13 protein-coding genes, 1 tRNA gene and 1 pseudogene are annotated in these 16,862 nt (G+C 65.7%); 11 read left to right on the top strand and 4 right to left on the bottom strand.

Translation table 11 applies throughout. The features are described 5' to 3' along the window. Window positions 1-11: 11 nt before the first annotated feature. The gene (locus tag ROSELON_RS01600) at window positions 12-1,148 is read right to left on the bottom strand and encodes an ABC transporter substrate-binding protein (protein ID WP_025310707.1); all 1,137 of its coding nucleotides are present in this window, start codon (window positions 1,146-1,148) and stop codon (window positions 12-14) included. A gap of 567 nt (window positions 1,149-1,715) precedes the next feature. Here ROSELON_RS01600 and pufB point away from each other — a divergent pair. The 7 genes from pufB (at window position 1,716) to ROSELON_RS01565 (ending at window position 9,484) form a co-directional block, all read left to right on the top strand. Then, on the top strand, window positions 1,716-1,871 hold the full coding sequence (gene pufB, locus ROSELON_RS01595) for a light-harvesting antenna LH1, beta subunit (protein WP_025310706.1): 156 nt from the start codon (window positions 1,716-1,718) through the stop codon (window positions 1,869-1,871). Window positions 1,872-1,883: 12 nt separating this feature from the next. After that, window positions 1,884-2,171 (top strand): light-harvesting protein, encoded by a 288-nt coding sequence (locus tag ROSELON_RS17695; protein ID WP_025310705.1) that lies wholly within the window; start codon window positions 1,884-1,886, stop codon window positions 2,169-2,171. A gap of 115 nt (window positions 2,172-2,286) precedes the next feature. Then, window positions 2,287-3,729, top strand: a complete 1,443-nt coding sequence (locus tag ROSELON_RS01585; RefSeq protein WP_025310704.1) for a PucC family protein — start codon at window positions 2,287-2,289, stop codon at window positions 3,727-3,729. Continuing rightward, a complete protein-coding gene (locus ROSELON_RS01580) occupies window positions 3,726-4,421 on the top strand; it encodes a hypothetical protein (RefSeq protein WP_025310703.1) in 696 nt (231 codons plus the stop codon). Before ROSELON_RS01585 ends, ROSELON_RS01580 begins: the two co-directional genes overlap by 4 nt. A gap of 712 nt (window positions 4,422-5,133) precedes the next feature. Continuing rightward, window positions 5,134-6,993: a Na/Pi cotransporter family protein gene (locus ROSELON_RS01575; RefSeq protein WP_025310702.1), complete on the top strand. Its 1,860-nt coding sequence runs from the start codon at window positions 5,134-5,136 to the stop codon at window positions 6,991-6,993. A gap of 32 nt (window positions 6,994-7,025) precedes the next feature. Next, window positions 7,026-7,292 carry a hypothetical protein gene (locus ROSELON_RS01570; protein ID WP_025310701.1) on the top strand — a complete coding sequence of 89 codons (267 nt, stop codon included), beginning with the start codon at window positions 7,026-7,028 and terminating at the stop codon, window positions 7,290-7,292. Between the two features lie 533 nt (window positions 7,293-7,825). After that, entirely contained in the window at window positions 7,826-9,484 is a 1,659-nt protein-coding gene (locus ROSELON_RS01565) for a GMC oxidoreductase (protein WP_025310700.1), read from the top strand. A gap of 82 nt (window positions 9,485-9,566) precedes the next feature. On the opposite strand, the gene ROSELON_RS01560 is transcribed toward ROSELON_RS01565, so the two are convergent. After that, window positions 9,567-9,643 (bottom strand) — tRNA-Arg (locus tag ROSELON_RS01560). 249 nt (window positions 9,644-9,892) lie between these two features. On the opposite strand from ROSELON_RS01560, the gene ROSELON_RS01555 reads away from it, so the two are divergent. From ROSELON_RS01555 to ROSELON_RS01540, 4 genes and pseudogenes are all read left to right on the top strand, one after another. After that, window positions 9,893-11,023, top strand: coding sequence for an ABC transporter permease (locus ROSELON_RS01555; protein WP_025310699.1), 1,131 nt, complete (start codon window positions 9,893-9,895; stop codon window positions 11,021-11,023). Window positions 11,024-11,025: 2 nt separating this feature from the next. Further along, a pseudogene (locus ROSELON_RS01550) lies at window positions 11,026-11,828 on the top strand (ABC transporter ATP-binding protein). Then, complete coding sequence (locus ROSELON_RS01545; RefSeq protein ID WP_025310698.1) at window positions 11,829-13,568, top strand: MCE family protein; 1,740 nt, start codon at window positions 11,829-11,831, stop codon at window positions 13,566-13,568. Window positions 13,569-13,574: 6 nt separating this feature from the next. Next, window positions 13,575-14,210, top strand: coding sequence for an ABC-type transport auxiliary lipoprotein family protein (locus tag ROSELON_RS01540; RefSeq protein ID WP_025310697.1), 636 nt, complete (start codon window positions 13,575-13,577; stop codon window positions 14,208-14,210). 79 nt (window positions 14,211-14,289) lie between these two features. Here ROSELON_RS01540 and ROSELON_RS01535 read toward each other — a convergent pair whose 3' ends face one another. Then, window positions 14,290-15,267 (bottom strand): 2-dehydropantoate 2-reductase, encoded by a 978-nt coding sequence (locus tag ROSELON_RS01535; RefSeq protein ID WP_025310696.1) that lies wholly within the window; start codon window positions 15,265-15,267, stop codon window positions 14,290-14,292. Continuing rightward, window positions 15,264-16,802, bottom strand: a complete 1,539-nt coding sequence (locus tag ROSELON_RS01530) for an acyl--CoA ligase (protein ID WP_025310695.1) — start codon at window positions 16,800-16,802, stop codon at window positions 15,264-15,266. Before ROSELON_RS01530 ends, ROSELON_RS01535 begins: the two co-directional genes overlap by 4 nt. Window positions 16,803-16,862 lie beyond the last annotated feature (60 nt).

Genomic DNA, 16,862 nt, shown 5'->3' with positions numbered 1-16,862 from the left:
CTGTCGCCTGATTACATCGGGCACTGGTCGGCATAGGCATCGCCACGGTCTTCCAGGGCCACGCCGATGACGCGATTGGTGAAGATCTCGCCATCCTGCACCACCTCTCGGACATAGATGTCCTGGATCGGGTGCTGGTTCGGCCCGAATTCGAAATCGCCGCGGGTCGAGACGAAATCGGCGGCCCGCAGCGCGTCGCGGAACGCGTCCGGGTCCTCGGACGGGGTGGCCACGTCCAGCGCCGACAGGATCAGGTTCGCGGTGTCGAAGCCCTGACTGGCATAGAGCGACGGGATCCGGCCATAGGCGTCCTGGAAGGCGGCGACAAAGGCGGTGTTGGCCGCGTTGTCGAGGTCGGGCGACCATTGCGAAGTGTTCACGACGCCCAGGGCATCCGCGCCCACGGCCTGCAGAATGGCCTGGTCGAAGGAAAAGGCCGGGCCGACCACCGGGATGTCGAGACCGCTATCACCGTATTGGCGCAAAAACGAGATACCCATGCCGCCGGGCAGGAAGAAAAAGACGCTGTCGGCCCCCGAGGCGCGGATCTGCGCGATTTCGGCGGCGTAGTCCGTCTGCCCCAGCTGTGTGTAAAGCTCGCCTGCCAACTCGCCTTCGAAAAAGCGTTTGTAGCCCGCCAGCGCGTCCTGACCCGCCGGATAGTTCGGGGCCAGGATGAAGCTGTTGGTGTAGCCGGCCGAATTGGCATAGGCGCCGGCGGCCTCGTGCAGGTTGTCGTTCTGCCATGCGACGTTGAAGTAGTTTTCGTGGCAGCCGCGCCCGGCCAATTGCGACGGCCCGGCATTGGGCGACAGGTAGAACACGCCCTGCGCGGTGACCGACGGGACGACGGCCATGGCAAGGTTCGACCAGATGATCCCGGTCATGATGTCCACATCCTCGGCCTGGATCATGCGGTCGGCCAGTTGCACGGCCACGTCCGGCGCGCGCTCGTCATCCTCGATGATCAAGGTGATGTCATCGCGGCCCGCTTGATCGATGGCCAGTTGAAAGCCGTCGCGCACATCGATGCCGAGGCCCGCGCCGCCCCCCGACAGCGTGGTGATCATGCCGATCCGTGTTTCGGCCTGTGCGCCCCCCGCCATCGCCACCAGCGCGGCCGAGAAAAGAATACCTTTCGAAGTCATCTGGTTCGTCCCTGAAATGCCTGATCCGTCCACTCGGCCCTGATCGTCCCCGTATCTGGCTCAAGGTCAAGGCCCATGACATCGGACATGCCGCTGCGCAGGCGCGGATGGGCGGGTGCGTTGGGCCTTTCGATGGGGCGATATGGGTGGGGGGCTGTGTGCCGGCGCCAGATGGCCGTTGGCCGGGCGCCGGCGCCTGCGCGATACGCCTTTCTCCGCGCACGCTGCGGCGCGCGTGGATCGGCCATACCGAATCGCCCCGCGAATCGTCACACCGATGCATGCGACATGTGGAAACATGTGACGTGCCGAATGCGCCGGGTGTTTGCGGCCAATCCCGCAATTCACTGAAAACTATTTAAATTCCGGCTTGTGGCGCAGGCGCCGGGCCGCTTCTGCATGCAAGTGTAGTCTCAAGTTTACAGTTGCAAGTGTAAACCTAACTGGACATAATTGCCTCGGCGGGGCGTAGACCTGTTTCCGCCGTGGAAATGAGAGATTGATCGCGTACGTGTTGTCCGGGGTCGTCGCTTGTTTCTGAACATCTGAACGGAAGAGGAGATCAGAATGTCAGATGATCCAGACAAAGTATGGCCGACAGGCCTGACGCTGAGCGAGGCGGAAGAGGTGCATAGCTACCTCATCGACGGCACCCGCGTGTTCGGGGCCATCGCCCTGTTGGCGCACCTGCTGGCCGCAGTTGCCACGCCGTGGCTCGGGTAAGGAGGACACGTCATGAACAATGCAAAACTCTGGTTGGTGGTTAAACCGACCGTGGGCATTCCGGTGTTCCTTGGCGCCGTTGCCGTGGGCTCGTTCGCCGTGCACGTCGCCGTCGTGAGCCAGACCAGCTGGTACAACGACTACCTGACGGGTCAGCCGTTGGGCAGCGGTGACCAAGCCGCCGCAGCGGCCATGGTGGCCCCCGAGGAAGCCGCGGCATCCTATGCCACGACGCTCGACCTGGGCGACCAGGCGATCCTCGCCTCGGCGGACGTCCTGACGCCGCCCGTGGTGGAATAGCCTTTGTGCGAACCTGTGGCCCCCATTGATCTCGGGGCCACAGGAAATTCCTCCGGATGATCGCCACGCACCGCCTTGCCGGGCGGTCGTGGCCCCCTTCCCGGGACGCAGTGTGATGTCGTTCAACTATCGCCAGTATGCCCTGACAAAGCTGTCGCGCATCACGCCGCGTTATCTTCCGTTCGCCGATGTGGCGACCGAAGAGGTCCCGCTGAGGCAACTTTTGCGCCTGTCGCTGTTCCAGGTCACGGTGGGCATGGCGCTGGTGTTGCTGGTGGGCACCCTGAACCGGGTCATGATCGTCGAGTTGGAGGTGCCTGCGACCCTTGTGGCAGGCATGCTGGCGCTGCCCCTCGTTTTCGCCCCGTTTCGCACATTGATCGGGTTCAAATCCGATACCCATGTGTCGGCCCTGGGGTGGCGCCGCGTGCCCTTTATCTGGAAGGGCACGCTCTACCAATTCGGTGGCTTCGCCATCATGCCCTTCGCGCTGCTCGTGCTGTCGGGCTATGCCGAGGCAGTGGATGCGCCGCGTTGGATCGGCCTGTCTTCGGCCGCCTTGTCCTTCTTGCTGGTGGGCGCGGGGGCCCATACCGTGCAAACCGCCGGCCTTGCCTTGGCGACGGACCTTGTCCGCGAGGAAGACCATCCCAAGGTCGTGGGCCTAATGTATGTCATGCTGCTGATTGGCATGGTGATCAGCGCCCTCGTCTATGGCGCGCTGCTGTCGGACTATACGCCCGGTCGCCTGATCCAGGTGATCCAGGGCACCGCCGTCGTGACTGTCGCCCTGAACATTGCCGCGATCTGGCAGCAGGAGGCGCGCGACCGCGCCCGCGCCCAAAGGATGGCCGGGTCGGTGCCACCCACATTCGGCGAGGCCTGGCGCCTTTTGGTGGCGCGTCCCGACATGATGCGCCTTCTCGTGGTGATCGGGCTGGGCACGTTCGGCTTCGGGATGGCGGATGTGCTGCTTGAACCCTATGGCGCGCAGGCGCTCGGCTTTTCGGTGGCCGAGACCACGCGCCTGACGGCCTTGCTTGCGACGGGCACACTGCTGGGGTTCGGCTACGCCTCGCGCGCCCTCGCCACGGGGGGGCGGCCTGCGCAACTGGGCGCGATCGGGGCGCTGATCGGCATCCCCGGGTTCGTGGCCTTCATCCTGTCGCCCACCATCATGGGCACGCCTCTTTTCCTGGCGGGCACGCTGGCCACCGGGGTGGGCGCGGGCCTCTTCGGCCATGCCACGCTGACGGCGACGATGCGCGCGGCCTCGTCGGACCAGATCGGCCTGTCGCTCGGCGCCTGGGGCGCGGTGCAGGCGACCTGTGCCGGGATCGGTGCCGCCCTGGCGGGGATTGTGCGCGATATCCTTGTGGGCATGCGCCCGGTCGATGGACTCGAGGCGTATACGCCCTACAATGTTGTTTTCATGGTCGAGATCGCCTTTCTTGTGATGGCGATCATGGTCGCGGTTCCGATGATCATCCGGCAGCGCAGGTCGCGCGCCAAAACGGTTGCTCCCGAGCAACAAAGCACCCAGATGGAGGTCTCATGACAACGGTAATCACACGGCTTTACGCCTCCAAAGCGCCGGCGTTCAAGCTGGCGGAGCGCATGAAGGGCATGGGGTACCCCCATGATGACATCATCGTGGTCTCGACGGCCACCAAAGAGCCGGCCGAAACCATGGCCAAGGCCGGCGTCAAGGACAAGACCGCCGCGGCCTACATGGAGCGCCTCGAAGGCGATGCGGCGGTTCTGATCGTCCGCGCCAGCTACAGGCCGCTGACGGCCACCACGATCGCCCGCGAACTGCTGGCGGCCGAGGACACGGTCGACATGGGCAAACTGTCCGAGGAAAATGTCGTCAAGGACGCACCCGCGCCAGCCGCGCCGCGCATCCTCAAGGAGCACCCGCTGTTCCTGACCCGCCGGGCGGATGTGGACAGCCGCCGCAAGGGGCCGATCACGCCGGGCTGGGGGTTCAAGCTGTTGAGCAAGCGCACCCCGCCGGAAAACGCGGTGATGAAGGGCGGCAAGTTCATGTCGCAGGGCGTCTGGCCGATGCCGCTCGTCTCGGACAAGCCGCGTGAGAAATCTGTGATGACCGATCATCGCTTCATGTCGGAATCCTTCTGGCCGGCACCGTTGTTGTCGCACAAGGAGCGCTACAAGTCGGTCACACCGGGCGGCGACCTGCCGTTTTCGCGCTGGTTCAACTTGCCCACCATCCTGCGCACGCGCTGATCGCGGACTGTCGCTGGGGCGGGCTGTGTCGTCGGGGACCGGGCCGGGTTAACCACCCGGCAGCCCCGGCGCGGGACGGATCCCTTCCCCGGCGCATAGTGTCTCGCTCGGACCGGGTGGGTGTTCCCTTCGGTCCGGGTGCGGCCCCGCAGGCCGTGGTCGCACCCGCGATCACCGTTCCTGTGACGATGGCTTGAGAGATGGCCTGACGGCGCATGTGACGCCGCGGCAGTAGGCGGCCGGCCATTTCACGATCCCCCGAAAGAAACGCCGAAAACACGCGCGTAGCCTGATCGCGGCCCGTGCCAATTCCGTTGGCGGCTGGATGGCGCGCATGCACCCTGACTGCGCAAGCCGGCGTGCCGACGCGACATGCCCTGCGCCACGTATCCGTCTCAGTGCGAGGGGAAGGCCGGGTCCGGTTTGCCGCTGATATCGCGGCTCAATCGACCCTCGCTCTCTGAGACAGCATGGCGGGGCGCGGCTTGATTTTTCACGCGCCGTCCGACCATATGGCCGAACCGTTCGGCGGGCGACGGCGCCAAAGGGGGCGCAGGCAGGGCATTGCGTAACGGCTGCGCCATTTCCGCCCGGCTTCGGCCCAATGCGGGGAGGGGCGCGTACTGACAAACGACACGGTCGAGATGACGGCGCATGGCCCCGGCCTTTCCGGCGCGGCGGGCCTGGACGCGGCCCGCGCAAGGCGGTTGGCATGACGCGTTACGCTCTTCCTGGCGCGATCGCGCTGATGCTGGGCGCCTTCTGGTACAGCCCCGACGTCACGGAGATCGCCGCCGGCGTGGCGATCTTCCTGTTCGGCATGCTGCTGCTGGAGGACGGGTTCAAGCTGTTTGGCGGCGGAACGCTTGAACGTGTGCTGGGGCGGGCGACCGCATCGACCCCGCGTGCGATCGGCTTCGGCATCCTGTCCACGACCCTTCTGCAATCCAGTTCGCTCGTCTCGATCATCACCATCGCGTTTCTCAGCGCCGGCTTGATGTCGCTTGTGGGCGGTGTCGGCATCATCCTGGGTGCCAATATCGGCACGACGACCGGCGCATGGCTGGTCGCGGGGGTCGGCCTGAAGGTCAATATCGCGGCCTACGCCATGCCCATGATCGCCTTGAGCATCGTGCTGGTGTTCCAAAAGGCCAAGACGCCGCGCGGCGTCGGCTATGCGTTGGCGGGGCTTGGGTTTCTGTTTCTCGGCATCCATCACATGAAGCTGGGGTTCGACGCCTTCGAGGATCAGATCGACCTGACGCGTCTGGCCCTGTCGGGTCTGCTTGGCCTTGTTGTCTATGCGCTGATCGGCACCGTCGCCACGGTTGTGCTGCAATCGAGCCATGCCACGATGGTCCTGATCCTGACCGCCCTGGCGGCCGGGCAGATCACCTATGACAACGCTCTCGCGCTGGCGATCGGGGCAAATATCGGCACGACGATCACGGCGATCATCGGGGCGGCAGGCGCGAATTACCAGGGCAAGCGTCTGGCCTTGGCGCATCTCGTCTTCAACCTGTCGACCGCCACGATTGCCCTGATCTTCCTGTCGCCGCTGCGCGCGACGGTCGACTGGATCAGCGCCGGCGTCGGCATCGCACCCGACGATTTCGCGCTGAAACTTGCCGTGTTCCACACTATCTTCAACGTGCTTGGCGTCGCGCTGATCGTGCCGCTGCTGTCACGGCTGATCGCCTTTCTCGAACGTCGCATCGTCGAGCCGCAGCCCGACGTCAGCCGCCCGCATTTCCTGAATAGGGCGGTCGATCAGTTCCCCGAAACGCTCGAAGTTGCGCTGAGACAGGAGGTCCTGCATCTCTATCGCAACGCGTCCGACCTGATCCTGCACGGCCTGAACCTGAGCCGCGCGCAAATCTTCGCCACCGACGATGTCGCGGGCACGGTGCGCAACAGCCGTCAGGCCATCGACCTCGATCTCGACGAGGCCTATGAACGTCGCATCAAGACGCTTTATGCGGCCATCGTCGAATTCGCCTCTCGGGCGGGCGACAAGCGGCTTGCGCCCGAGGCCGCCAACCGGATTTACGCCTTGCGGGATGTGGCGCGCGATATCGTCCGGGCGGTGAAATCGACGAAACACCTGCGCAAGAACGTTCTTCGTTACACCACGCGGCCTCAGGGCGCGGTCACCGAGCTGTATGACGGGTTGCGCACCGAAATCGCGCGGATCGCGGTCGAGATCCGCAAGCTGGAACTTGCCGCCCCAAAGGACCGCAGCGCCCTGTGGCTCGATCAGGAGCGTGTGCAGGTCGAGGACGCGGCCAGAACCACCGCCAAACAGGTCGACGCGCTGATGCGCCGTGGCGTTCTCAGCCCCACTGCCGCGACGTCCTTTCTGAACGATGCCGGCTATGCGCAAAGTGCCATGCGCGACCTGATCGAGGCGGCCCGCACGTACTATGTCGGGCGCGACGCCGCGATCGCCGAGGTCGAACAGTTGATCTCGCTGGAGGATGACGAACTGGGCGACCCCAGAGCCGATGTGGAAACCCCCGACGACGCGGCAGAGCCAAAGGCCCGTCACGTGACTGTCACGACGGAGGGATAGACTGTGCCAGCGACAACGCCGGAGGGCGAACGATGGGTCTGAAGAAGCTCGCCAAGAAAGTGGCCGATTACACGGCGCGCCTGGAAACGGGCAAGGCGAGCAAGATAAAGCCCGACCATGTCAGGGAGGTGCTCGAAAAGCTCCGCAGAAAATCAGCCGCGCTGGAAACCGAGATTGCGCGCGCCCATTCCGCGGAAAAGCGGGCGCGACTGGAAAGAAAACTCGATGTCGCTCGCGTCCAGGAGGAACGGGCCGAATGGCTGTTGAAAGACCTCGGTCAGCAGGGTGACGCCAGCTAGATTGCCGGCCACGACGGTGGTGAGGACTGGGCAGCGACATGCACGCCAGCGCCCCTTGCTACGAGGCGAAAGCGTCGCAAAAGGGTAGTATTGCTAAAAATTTTCCATGCTGCCTGGACCCTATGCCATACGCATGCGCGCCCGACCCAAATCCACGCAGATTTCACGATGGTAGAAAAAACGGCTGGAACGAGTGGCCGTTTTTGGTCGAAGACGTGCAGAAACCCACATGGGTGTCAGTCGCCGCGATAGCCAGAATGTGAAATGACCGTGGCAGAAAATCACGCCACGCTAGCCAACGGGGGATAGGACGATGCTATCCGGGGCTGTACGCTGCCGATCGCATCGAGAAACATGGCATCGAACCTGAACGGAGTGCAGCCTGTGCCCGGACTCAACCCACCTAGCATCTCGATAAGGGTCCGAACACGTCTTTCGAACGTCACGGCTTGGGCCACGCAGTCGGTAAACCGACCTGTTGCCAGCTTACTGTCAGGGTGTGTCGACGATGAATTTGCTGCGAGTCGTTCGTTTTGAGGTCGGCCCAAGACGCGGACGTTCTGGTGGTCGGATCGGGCGCGGCGGGGTGCTTCGCAGCACTGGAACTGACCCGACAAGGTCTGAGAGTTCAGATAATCGAGGCCGGCCGAGAGATTGTCGCAGGGGATACCGGCAGCGATGACACAAAGGGTGCCGACAGCAGCTCATTGAACCTGCGCGCGCGGGTGCGAGCCACCTTGCAGGGTCAGCATATTCAGGCCCGCGCCGGAGTGTTCAACGACCGGGCCGCGGCCTTTTACGTCAACGATCGTCGGCACCCTTACAAAACACCGCGGGATGCCCCCTACCTTTGGTTCCGCGGGCGGCAGGCCGGCGGTAGGCTGCACACTTACGGACGCGTCCTGTCGCGGTGGTCCGATGACGATTTCCGAATGTTCAGCCGTACAGGTACAGGCGTTGATTGGCCCATTTGCCATGACGATCTTGCACCGTACTATGCCGAGGTCGAAGCGTTTCTAAAGATTTGTGGTCAAACCGATCACGTCGAGACGCTGCCTGACTCTGTCTGCTCCCATCCGTCCCGAATGACCGAAGCCGAGGCATTCTTCAAACAGGCCGTCGAGAGCCGTGATCCGGCACGGCGTGTCGTGCCGCGGCGCTATGCGATGGCCGAAGATGGTCCCGTGCCCAAACCCTTGGCAGCGGCGCTGGCGACAGGACGGCTCGATATCCGCTACAACATGACCGCGCGAGAGGTGCTGGTCGATCCCGACAGCGGACAGGCCACCGGCGTTGCCTGCATCGACACGGTCACCAAACAAGAACATGTCTTTCGCGCTGCGGCAGTTGTCCTGTCGGCGTCCGCCATCGAAAGCGTTCGCCTGTTGCTGAATTCGGGTCCACCGGAAGGCGGCGGTCTCGGCAACAGTTCGGGGGTCCTTGGACGATATTTCGCGGATCAGTTGCACTGCATCGCGTCTGGTACCCTGCCGCGTTTTCGAGGATACGCCGAGAATGCGACCGCTTCGGGGGACCCGGCCGGTATCTTCATTCCGCGCCTGCTTCCGAAAGCGGCGGGTGGGCGCCACCGCAGCTACATGTTCCAAGGCAAGATCGCCCGCACGCCTGTACCGAAAGACGCCCCGTCGAAGTTCACCTTCATGGGCTATGGTCAGATGACCCCAGATCGCGACAACCGGGTCACGCTGGACCCGACCCGGCGCGATGCCTTGTCCATCCCGATTCCTCGGATTCGCTGCGCAATCTCATCCAAAGACGAGGGCACGCTACGCGCTATGCAAGGCGGGCTTGAGGAGATGGTCGCAGATGCAGAGGGCGAGTTGGACTTCATCGGTTCGCCGCTAGGCCTGACCGAGATGGGCAAGGGCGCATTTCCCGACTCGGGCTTCGTCCTCCGCCAGGCGTTTCGGGTGCTTTTCCCACGCAGCATGTCCATGGGGAGCGCCGTCCACGAAAGCGGCGGCGCGAGGATGGGCGCCGACCCCCGGTCCTCGGTCCTCGACCCTTGGTGCCGTCTCCGCGATGCGCCAAATATTCTTGTGACGGACGCAGCCGCATTTCCGACGGGCGGTGTAAGCGGCACGACCCTGACGATCATGGCCTTGACCGTCCGGGCCGCCCGGCAATTGGCGAAGGATCTCAGATCGGGTCACCCCCGATCCGACACGTGACCCCTGCCACGGCTGAGCGCGCCGGCTCAGTGCGGCTTGGCCGGCTGGCTTATGTCGGCCCGGGCATGATGCAGGCTTTCCATGGCGACCCCTGAAGGACTCGAACCCTCAACCTGCTGATTAGAAGTCAGCTGCTCTATCCAGTTGAGCTAAGGGGCCGCGCTGAGGTTGCATAGCGGAACGCTTTTGATGGGTCCATGCTCAAAGATGGGGCGCGGGGGACCGGTGTTCCAAACGCAGGTGAGGGGTGCGGGCCGGGGGGTTCGGGCTTGGTGCCGGCGTGGCGGCATGTCATAGGATGACCGGCGATGCGATGGCGCACGCGACCGGGTGCGTCCCGGCGGACGTGATGCGGCCCAAGGGTCGCGCCAATCACAGAATGCGTGCCGCTCAGATGGAGGTCCCGCGGTGTCGGCAGATTCCGAAACGCAGATCACGTCGTCCGAGGACGGGACCGGCACGACCCTGACGGTGTCGGGGCCGCTGACGATCCATGCGCTCGGCAAGGTTGTGCCTGTTCTTCGCGGGGTCGGGGCCGGGCGCAGCGTCGCGATCGACCTGGCCGCGGTGACCCGTCTCGACACGGCAGGGGGCTGGGCGCTGCTGGATGCCAGACGCCGGATCGAGGCCACGGGTGGAACGATCACGATCCGAAACGCCCGCCCCGAGGCCGCCAGCCTGCTTGAGCGGGTCGACAAGGCGTGGCCCGTCGTTGCCGTTGAGCCGCCGCACAAGGGCGGGCTGGCCGATCTGGCGGCGCGGGTCGGGCAGGCCGTGGCCCAGGGGGCGGCGTATCTCTTGTCCCTCATCGGGTATCTGGGTCTGTTCCTGGCGCGGCTGGGGCGGGCGCTGGTCCGCCCGCGTGCGTTTCGGCTGACCGCGCTTGTGCATCATTGCGAGGATGTCGGCCTGAGGGCGGTGCCCATCGTGGCGCTGATGTCGTTCCTCATCGGCGTCGTCCTTGCCTTTCAGGGCGCGTCTCAATTGCGACAGTTCGGGGCCGAGGTCTTTGTCGTCGATCTGATCGCCGTCTCCATCCTGCGCGAGTTGGGCATCCTGCTGACGGCGATCATCGTCGCCGGACGCACGGCCTCGGCCTTTACCGCGGCGATCGGCTCGATGAAGATGCGAGAGGAGATCGACGCGATGCGGACCCTCGGCCTCGATCCCGCCACGGTGCTGTTCGTGCCGCGCATCCTGGCGCTGCTGCTGATGTTGCCGATCCTCGGCGGTATCGCGAATCTGTCGGGTCTGTTCGGGGGGGCTTTGATGTCCTGGGTCGAGCTTGGTATCTCGCCCGAGATGTTCCGCACGCGCCTGATCGAAGGCACGGATGTCAAACACCTCGTCGTGGGCATGGTCAAGGCGCCGGTCTTTGCCCTGATCATCGGGGTGATCGGCTGCCATGCCGGCATGCAGGTCAAGAGCAATGCCGAATCCCTGGGTCGGCAGACCTCGAAGGCAGTCGTGGCGGCCATCTTTGCGGTGATCGTGGCCGACGCGGTGTTCTCGGTGTTTTTCGCGCAGATGGGCATATGATCATGGGCCGTGACCCCGAGGATATCGTCATTCGCGTGCGCGGCCTGCGCAACCAGTTCGGCAGCCATGTCGTGCATGAGGGGTTGGATCTGGACGTCTATCGCGGCGAGATCCTGGGCATCGTGGGCGGATCGGGGACGGGCAAATCGGTGCTGCTGCGGTCCATCGCCGGGTTGCAATCGCCGGCGGCGGGCCAGATCACCGTGCTGGGCGCCGTGCTGGACGAGACCGGGTCCGAGGACCGCACGCGCCTCGAGACGCGGTGGGGCATCCTGTTTCAGGACGGCGCGCTGTTTTCCTCGCTCACCGTACGCGAAAACGTGGAGGTGCCGTTGAAGGGCGTCCCGGGCCTGCCGCCCGACACCGTGCGCGCGCTGGCCGATCTGAAAATCTCGATGGTCGGGCTGCCCTATATCGCCGGCGACAAATACCCCTCGGAGCTGTCGGGGGGGATGCGAAAACGGGCCGGGCTGGCCCGTGCCCTGGCGCTGGATCCCGAGATCGTGTTTCTCGACGAGCCGACGGCGGGCCTCGACCCGATCGGCGCGGCCGAGTTCGATCAGTTGATCCGTGGACTCAGCCGGTCGCTTGGCCTAACGGTCTTTCTGGTGACCCACGACCTCGCACGTTGCATGCGGTGTGCGACCGCATCGCGGTGCTGTCGGATCGCAAGGTGCTCGTGACCGGGACGATGCAGGACATGCTGTCGGTCGATCATCCTTGGGTGCGCGCCTATTTTCACGGGCCGAGGGCGCGCGCCGCGCTTGCGGCCAGCACGTCAACCGGATCGGGGGAAACCGGCTAGGTGGAAACGAAAGCCAACTATATCCTGATCGGCCTGTTCACGATTGCGGGCGCGCTTGGGCTGCTGGGGTTCTTTCTGTGGTTCGCCCGGATCGAGCTGGATCGCCAGTTCGCCTATTACGATATCCGGTTCACCTCGGTGGCGGGGCTCAGCGCCGCCTCGGATGTGCGGTTCAGCGGCCTGCCCGTCGGGCAGGTTGTGGATGTCGACCTGTCGCCCGAGGGCGACGGCACGATCACCGTCCGGGTCGAGGTAGCGGCCGACACGCCGGTGCGCACCGACAGCATCGCCACGATCGAGGCGCAGGGCGTGACCGGGGTGGCCTTTGTCGGGATCGGGCCGGGCACGCCGGATGCGCCCCTGTTGCGCCCCACCAGCGACCGGGACGTGCCCGAGATCGAGGCCGGCCGGTCCGTTCTCCAATCGCTGTCCGAGGATGCGCCCGAACTGGTCTCCGAAACCCTGCTGGTCGTGCAACAGGTCGGCGATCTGTTCCGGGGCGAGAATGCGCAGCGACTGGAACGCATCCTTGCCAATGCCGAACAGGCATCGGGCGAACTTGCCACCACGCTCGAGGGGTTTTCGGGGGTGGCGGGCACCGTCGATCAGTTCACCGCGCAGATCAGCCGGTTCAACACCACCCTCGATACCCTGACGCGCGATCTGGCGGTGGTGCTGCGCTCGGCGGATGAAACGCTGATCTCCATCGACCTGCTGGCCGATCAGGCGACGGGCATCGTGGCCAGCGGGACGAACACGCTCGATTCCGTCCAGGGGGTCGTCACCGAGGCCGAGCGCTACATCGCCGAGGATCTGACCCTGGCGACCTCGGGGATCGAGGATACGTTGACCAGCCTGCGCGAGGAACTGGCCCTGCTGCGCAGCGATGCCAGCGCGCTGATGGTCACCCTTGGCGCAACGGGGGAGACGGCCACGCAACGCCTTGCCGAGGCCGAGGAAACCCTTGTACGGGCCAACACGCTCTTGGCGACGCTGGACAGTTCGGCCACCGCGGTCGAGGCCACGGCGACGCGGATCGACGGGTTCATCGAAGGCGAGGGCACGGCCCTTGTCGCGGAAACCCGGCAGGCCGTCGTCGCGGCGACCGAAGTGATCGACAGCATGCGGATCGTGGCGGAGACGGATCTGCCCCTTGTGGTGTCCGATATCCGCGCCGCGGTCGAGAATGCGCGCGAGGTGCTCGACCGCGTCGGAACGGATCTCGAGACGGCCACGTCGGGCGTGGCCGACGTCGTCGCGACGGCCGAGACGACCATGACGCAGGTGACCGAGACCTTCGCCAATGCCAACACGACGCTGACCGCGATCAACGGCGCGCTCGAGACCGGCGAACGCACGCTGGTGGCGGCCGAAAGTGCCTTTACCGGCGCGGATGCCCTGATCAACGAGGACCTCTCGGGCTTGGTGGCCGAGTTGACGCAAACGGTCGAAGGGTTGAGCGGGGCCGTGGGCGAGGTCTCGGATGATCTGCCGGCGATTACCGCCGATATCCGCGCGGCCAGCCAGGTCGCCCTCGACACCTTTGCGCGGTTGCAGACGCTGGTGGACGGCGCCGAGCCGGGGGTGAGAGAATTCACGACCACGTCGCTGCCGCTGTTTGCGCGTCTGGCGCAGGAGACGCGGACATTGATTGCCAATCTCGACCGGCTGACGCAGCAGATCGGGCGCGACCCCGCCCGTTTTCTGCTGAACCAGGATGTGCCGGAATTCAGAAGGTAACGACAGATGCAGCTTGTCCAAACCATCCGTGTTCTGCTGCTGGGGCTGGCGGTGACGGCGCTGGCGTCCTGCGGGGCGTTGTCGGCGCTCGGGGATGCGACCGAGGCGCTGGATGTCTATGAGTTGCGCGCCCCCACGGACGCGCCGATCGCGCCCGGACGCCGGATTGCCGCCGATGTGATCATCGAGGTTCCGACCACCAGTGGCGCATTGCAGACAGATCGGATCATGATCCGCCCCGATGCCCTGGCCGCCAGTTACCTGCCCGGCATCCGCTGGAGCGAGGAAGCTCCGGTCATGGTGCAGACGCTGATGTTGCGCACGCTCGATGCCACACAGGCGATCCGGTATGTGGGCCGTCGCCCCCTCGGGGCCGGCGGGGATTTCGCGGTGGTCACGGAACTGGTCGATTTCCAGGCCACCCCGCTGCCCGAGGGCGACAGCGCGCGTGTGGACGTTCGGATGATCGTGCGCATCGTGCGCGAGCGCAATGTGCGCATCGTCGCCAGCCGCAGTTTCGCGACAAGCGCGATGGCCCCCACGCTCGAAGATGCCGATCTTGTAGCGGCCTTCGATACGGCGGCGGGCCGGGTCATGTCCGATTTTGCCGATTGGGCGCTGGTGTCGCTCAGGCGCTCGTGACGCCATCGCCGTTGCGCCGCGGCCGGTCCTTGATCCGGTCGTTTTTGGCAATCCGGTTCGACCCGCGCGCGTGGTCTGCCTAGCCGTAAAGCCCTGCAACACGCCCGCGCAAGGCGATCAGCGCCAGCACCGCATCGATGGTCGGCGTCTGCGTCTCGGTGATCCGGCCAAGCTCCTGCACCGATCCCAACAGCGCGTCGATTTCCATCGGGCGACCGGCCTCGAGGTCCTGCAGCATCGAGGTGCGATGCGCGCCCACGGCGGCGCCGCCGTCGATGCGGCGGTCCACGTCGATGGGGAATTTCACGCCCAGTTTCTCGGCGATCTCCTGCGCTTCGAGCATCATGTTGCGGGCCACGGCGCGGGTGCCCGGATCGGTGCAGAGCACATCGAGCGTCGCGTGGGTCAGTGCCGAGATCGGGTTGAAGGACAGGTTGCCCCAAAGCTTGACCCAGATCTCGTCGCGCAGGCGCGGGCGCACCGGCGCTTTCAGCCCGGCCGCGCCGAGTGCCTTGGACAGCGCCATCGCACGCTCCGATTTCGAGCCGTCGGGTTCGCCGAGCGAGAACCGATTGCCCTCGATATGGCGGATCACGCCGGGTTCCGAGACCTCGGCTGCGGGGTAGACGACGCAGCCCAGCACGCGGTCGGGGCCGAAGCCGTCCCACTGCGCATCGCCGGGATCGACGGTGGCCAGGCGCGTGCCCTCGAGCGGGCCGCCGATCTTGTGGAAATACCACCACGGCACACCGTTCACGCCCGAAACGATGGTCGTGTCCGGCCCGATCAGCGGCTGCATTTTCGAGACCACGGGGGGCACGGAATGCGCCTTGAGCGTGACGATCACGTAATCCTGCACGCCCAGATCGGCGGCGTCGTCCGAGGCGGTGACGGACACGTTGCTGGTGCCGCTCTCCTCGATCAGGGTCAGGCCGTTTGCCTTCATCGCGGCCAGGTGGGGTCCGCGCGCCACTAGGCTGACATCGGCCCCGGCCTGCGCCAGTTTTGCGCCCATGTAACCGCCGATGGCCCCGGCGCCGAAGATGCAGATCTTCATGCGCCGACACCCCCCGCCAGGCCCAGTTTCTCGGCCAGGCCGATGCGCTGCAACTTGCCGGTGGCGCCTTTCGGGATCTCGTCGAGGATGACGACCTTGCGCGGCACCTTGAAGGCGGCCAGCCGTTCGCCCGCGAAGGCCCGGATCGCGGCCTCGTCGGCCTCGGCACCCTCGCGCAGCACGACGGCGGCGGCGACCTCTTCGCCGAGCTTGGGGTGGGGCAGGGCAAAGGTGACGACCTGCGCGATGGCCGGATGCGCCGACAGCACGCCATCGACCTCGAGCGGGCTGACCTTTTCGCCGCCGCGGTTGATGATCTCCTTCAGGCGGCCGGTCAGGGTCAGGTAGCCCTCGTTGTCGAACTGCCCCTGATCGCCGGTGCGGAACCAGCGTTTGCCCTCGGCCTCGAAGAAGGACTTGGCATTGGCCTCGGGGTTGCCCTCGTAGCCCGGCGTCACGTTCGGCCCCGAGATCACCACCTCGCCGGTGTCCTCGATCAGGCGATCCTCCGCCTCATGGGCGATGCGCACCAGTGGCCCGGCCTCGACCCCGACCGAGCCGGGTTTCTGCGCGCGCGGCGGCAGCGGGTTCGAGGCCATCTGGTGCGTGGCCTCGGTCATGCCGTAGCCCTCGATCACCGGGGCGTCAAAGGTCTGGGCCAGTTGTTCCATGACCGGGCCGGGCAGCGAGGCCGAGGACGACCGCAGGAAGCGCAGCGGCACCTCGGCGATGGTCTCGGCATTGCGGGCGGCGCGGGCCAGGATCGCCTGGTGCATGGTCGGCACCGCCGTGTACCAGGTCGGGCGCGCCTCTTTCATCCAGCCGAAGAACTTCAGCGCGTCGAAGCCCGGCGCGCACCAGACCGACCCGCCCGCGGCCAACGTGGCCGAGACGGCGGCAATCAGCCCGTGGATATGGAACAGCGGCATCACGTTCAGGCAACGATCGGCCGGGGTCAGAGCCAAAGAGGTGCCGATATTGCGTGCCGAGGCGGCCAGGTTCGACTGCAGCAGCGGGACGATCTTGGGCCGCGAGGTTGTGCCCGACGTGTGCAGGATCAGCGCCACGTCATCGGCGCCGGGGGCGGCGGGATCGGCGGTGCCGGCGCTGCGCTCGGGCGTCAGGGTAAAGGCCCCCGCCGCGCGGTCGGCCTCGGGCGTCAGGCGGATGACCGTCAGGTCCAGCTTGCGCGCAGCGGCCAGGGCCGGGCCCTCCTCGCTGTCCAGAAGGATGATGGCCTTGGCCTTGAGATCTTCGAGGTAGAAGGCGAACTCGTCCTCCTTGTAGGCCGGGTTCAGCGGGCAGGTCGTGGCCACCTGTGCCACCGTGACAAAGGCCGCCGCCATTTCGGGCCCGTTCGGCAAGACGATGGCCACCCGATCCCCGCGCCCGACACCTGCCGCATGCAGGCTGGCCGCAACGCCGGCCGACAGATCCCGCAACCCGCCATAGCTTTGCCAATCGCGCCCCGGCGCCCCGAACGCAGGTGCCTCGGCCTCGTGCGCCTGCAACAACGCTCCGATTGTCTGTTCCATGTCTCTCCCCTTCCTTGTCCGCGTGATGCGGCCCCCCCAAAAAAGGCTAGCGCCGCGTGC

The sequence above is a fragment of the Roseibacterium elongatum DSM 19469 genome, from assembly GCF_000590925.1.
Taxonomy (GTDB): Bacteria; Pseudomonadota; Alphaproteobacteria; order Rhodobacterales; family Rhodobacteraceae; genus Roseibacterium; species Roseibacterium elongatum.
Note: the sequence above shows the minus strand (reverse complement) of the source record. Positions and strands in the feature narration are given on the sequence as shown.

Bases quoted from the DNA above. Each gene is read 5' to 3' on its own strand.
- ROSELON_RS01585 (WP_025310704.1), top strand. From the start codon at position 2,287: ATGTCGTTCAACTATCGCCAGTATGCCCTGACAAAGCTGTCGCGCATC.
- ROSELON_RS01570 (WP_025310701.1), top strand. From the start codon at position 7,026: ATGGGTCTGAAGAAGCTCGCCAAGAAAGTGGCCGATTACACGGCGCGC.
- ROSELON_RS01540 (WP_025310697.1), top strand. From the start codon at position 13,575: ATGCAGCTTGTCCAAACCATCCGTGTTCTGCTGCTGGGGCTGGCGGTG.
- ROSELON_RS01530 (WP_025310695.1), bottom strand. From the start codon at position 16,802: ATGGAACAGACAATCGGAGCGTTGTTGCAGGCGCACGAGGCCGAGGCA.
- ROSELON_RS01575 (WP_025310702.1), top strand. From the start codon at position 5,134: ATGACGCGTTACGCTCTTCCTGGCGCGATCGCGCTGATGCTGGGCGCC.
- ROSELON_RS01535 (WP_025310696.1), bottom strand. From the start codon at position 15,267: ATGAAGATCTGCATCTTCGGCGCCGGGGCCATCGGCGGTTACATGGGC.
- ROSELON_RS01600 (WP_025310707.1), bottom strand. From the start codon at position 1,148: ATGACTTCGAAAGGTATTCTTTTCTCGGCCGCGCTGGTGGCGATGGCG.
- ROSELON_RS01580 (WP_025310703.1), top strand. From the start codon at position 3,726: ATGACAACGGTAATCACACGGCTTTACGCCTCCAAAGCGCCGGCGTTC.
- ROSELON_RS17695 (WP_025310705.1), top strand. From the start codon at position 1,884: ATGAACAATGCAAAACTCTGGTTGGTGGTTAAACCGACCGTGGGCATT.
- pufB (WP_025310706.1), top strand. From the start codon at position 1,716: ATGTCAGATGATCCAGACAAAGTATGGCCGACAGGCCTGACGCTGAGC.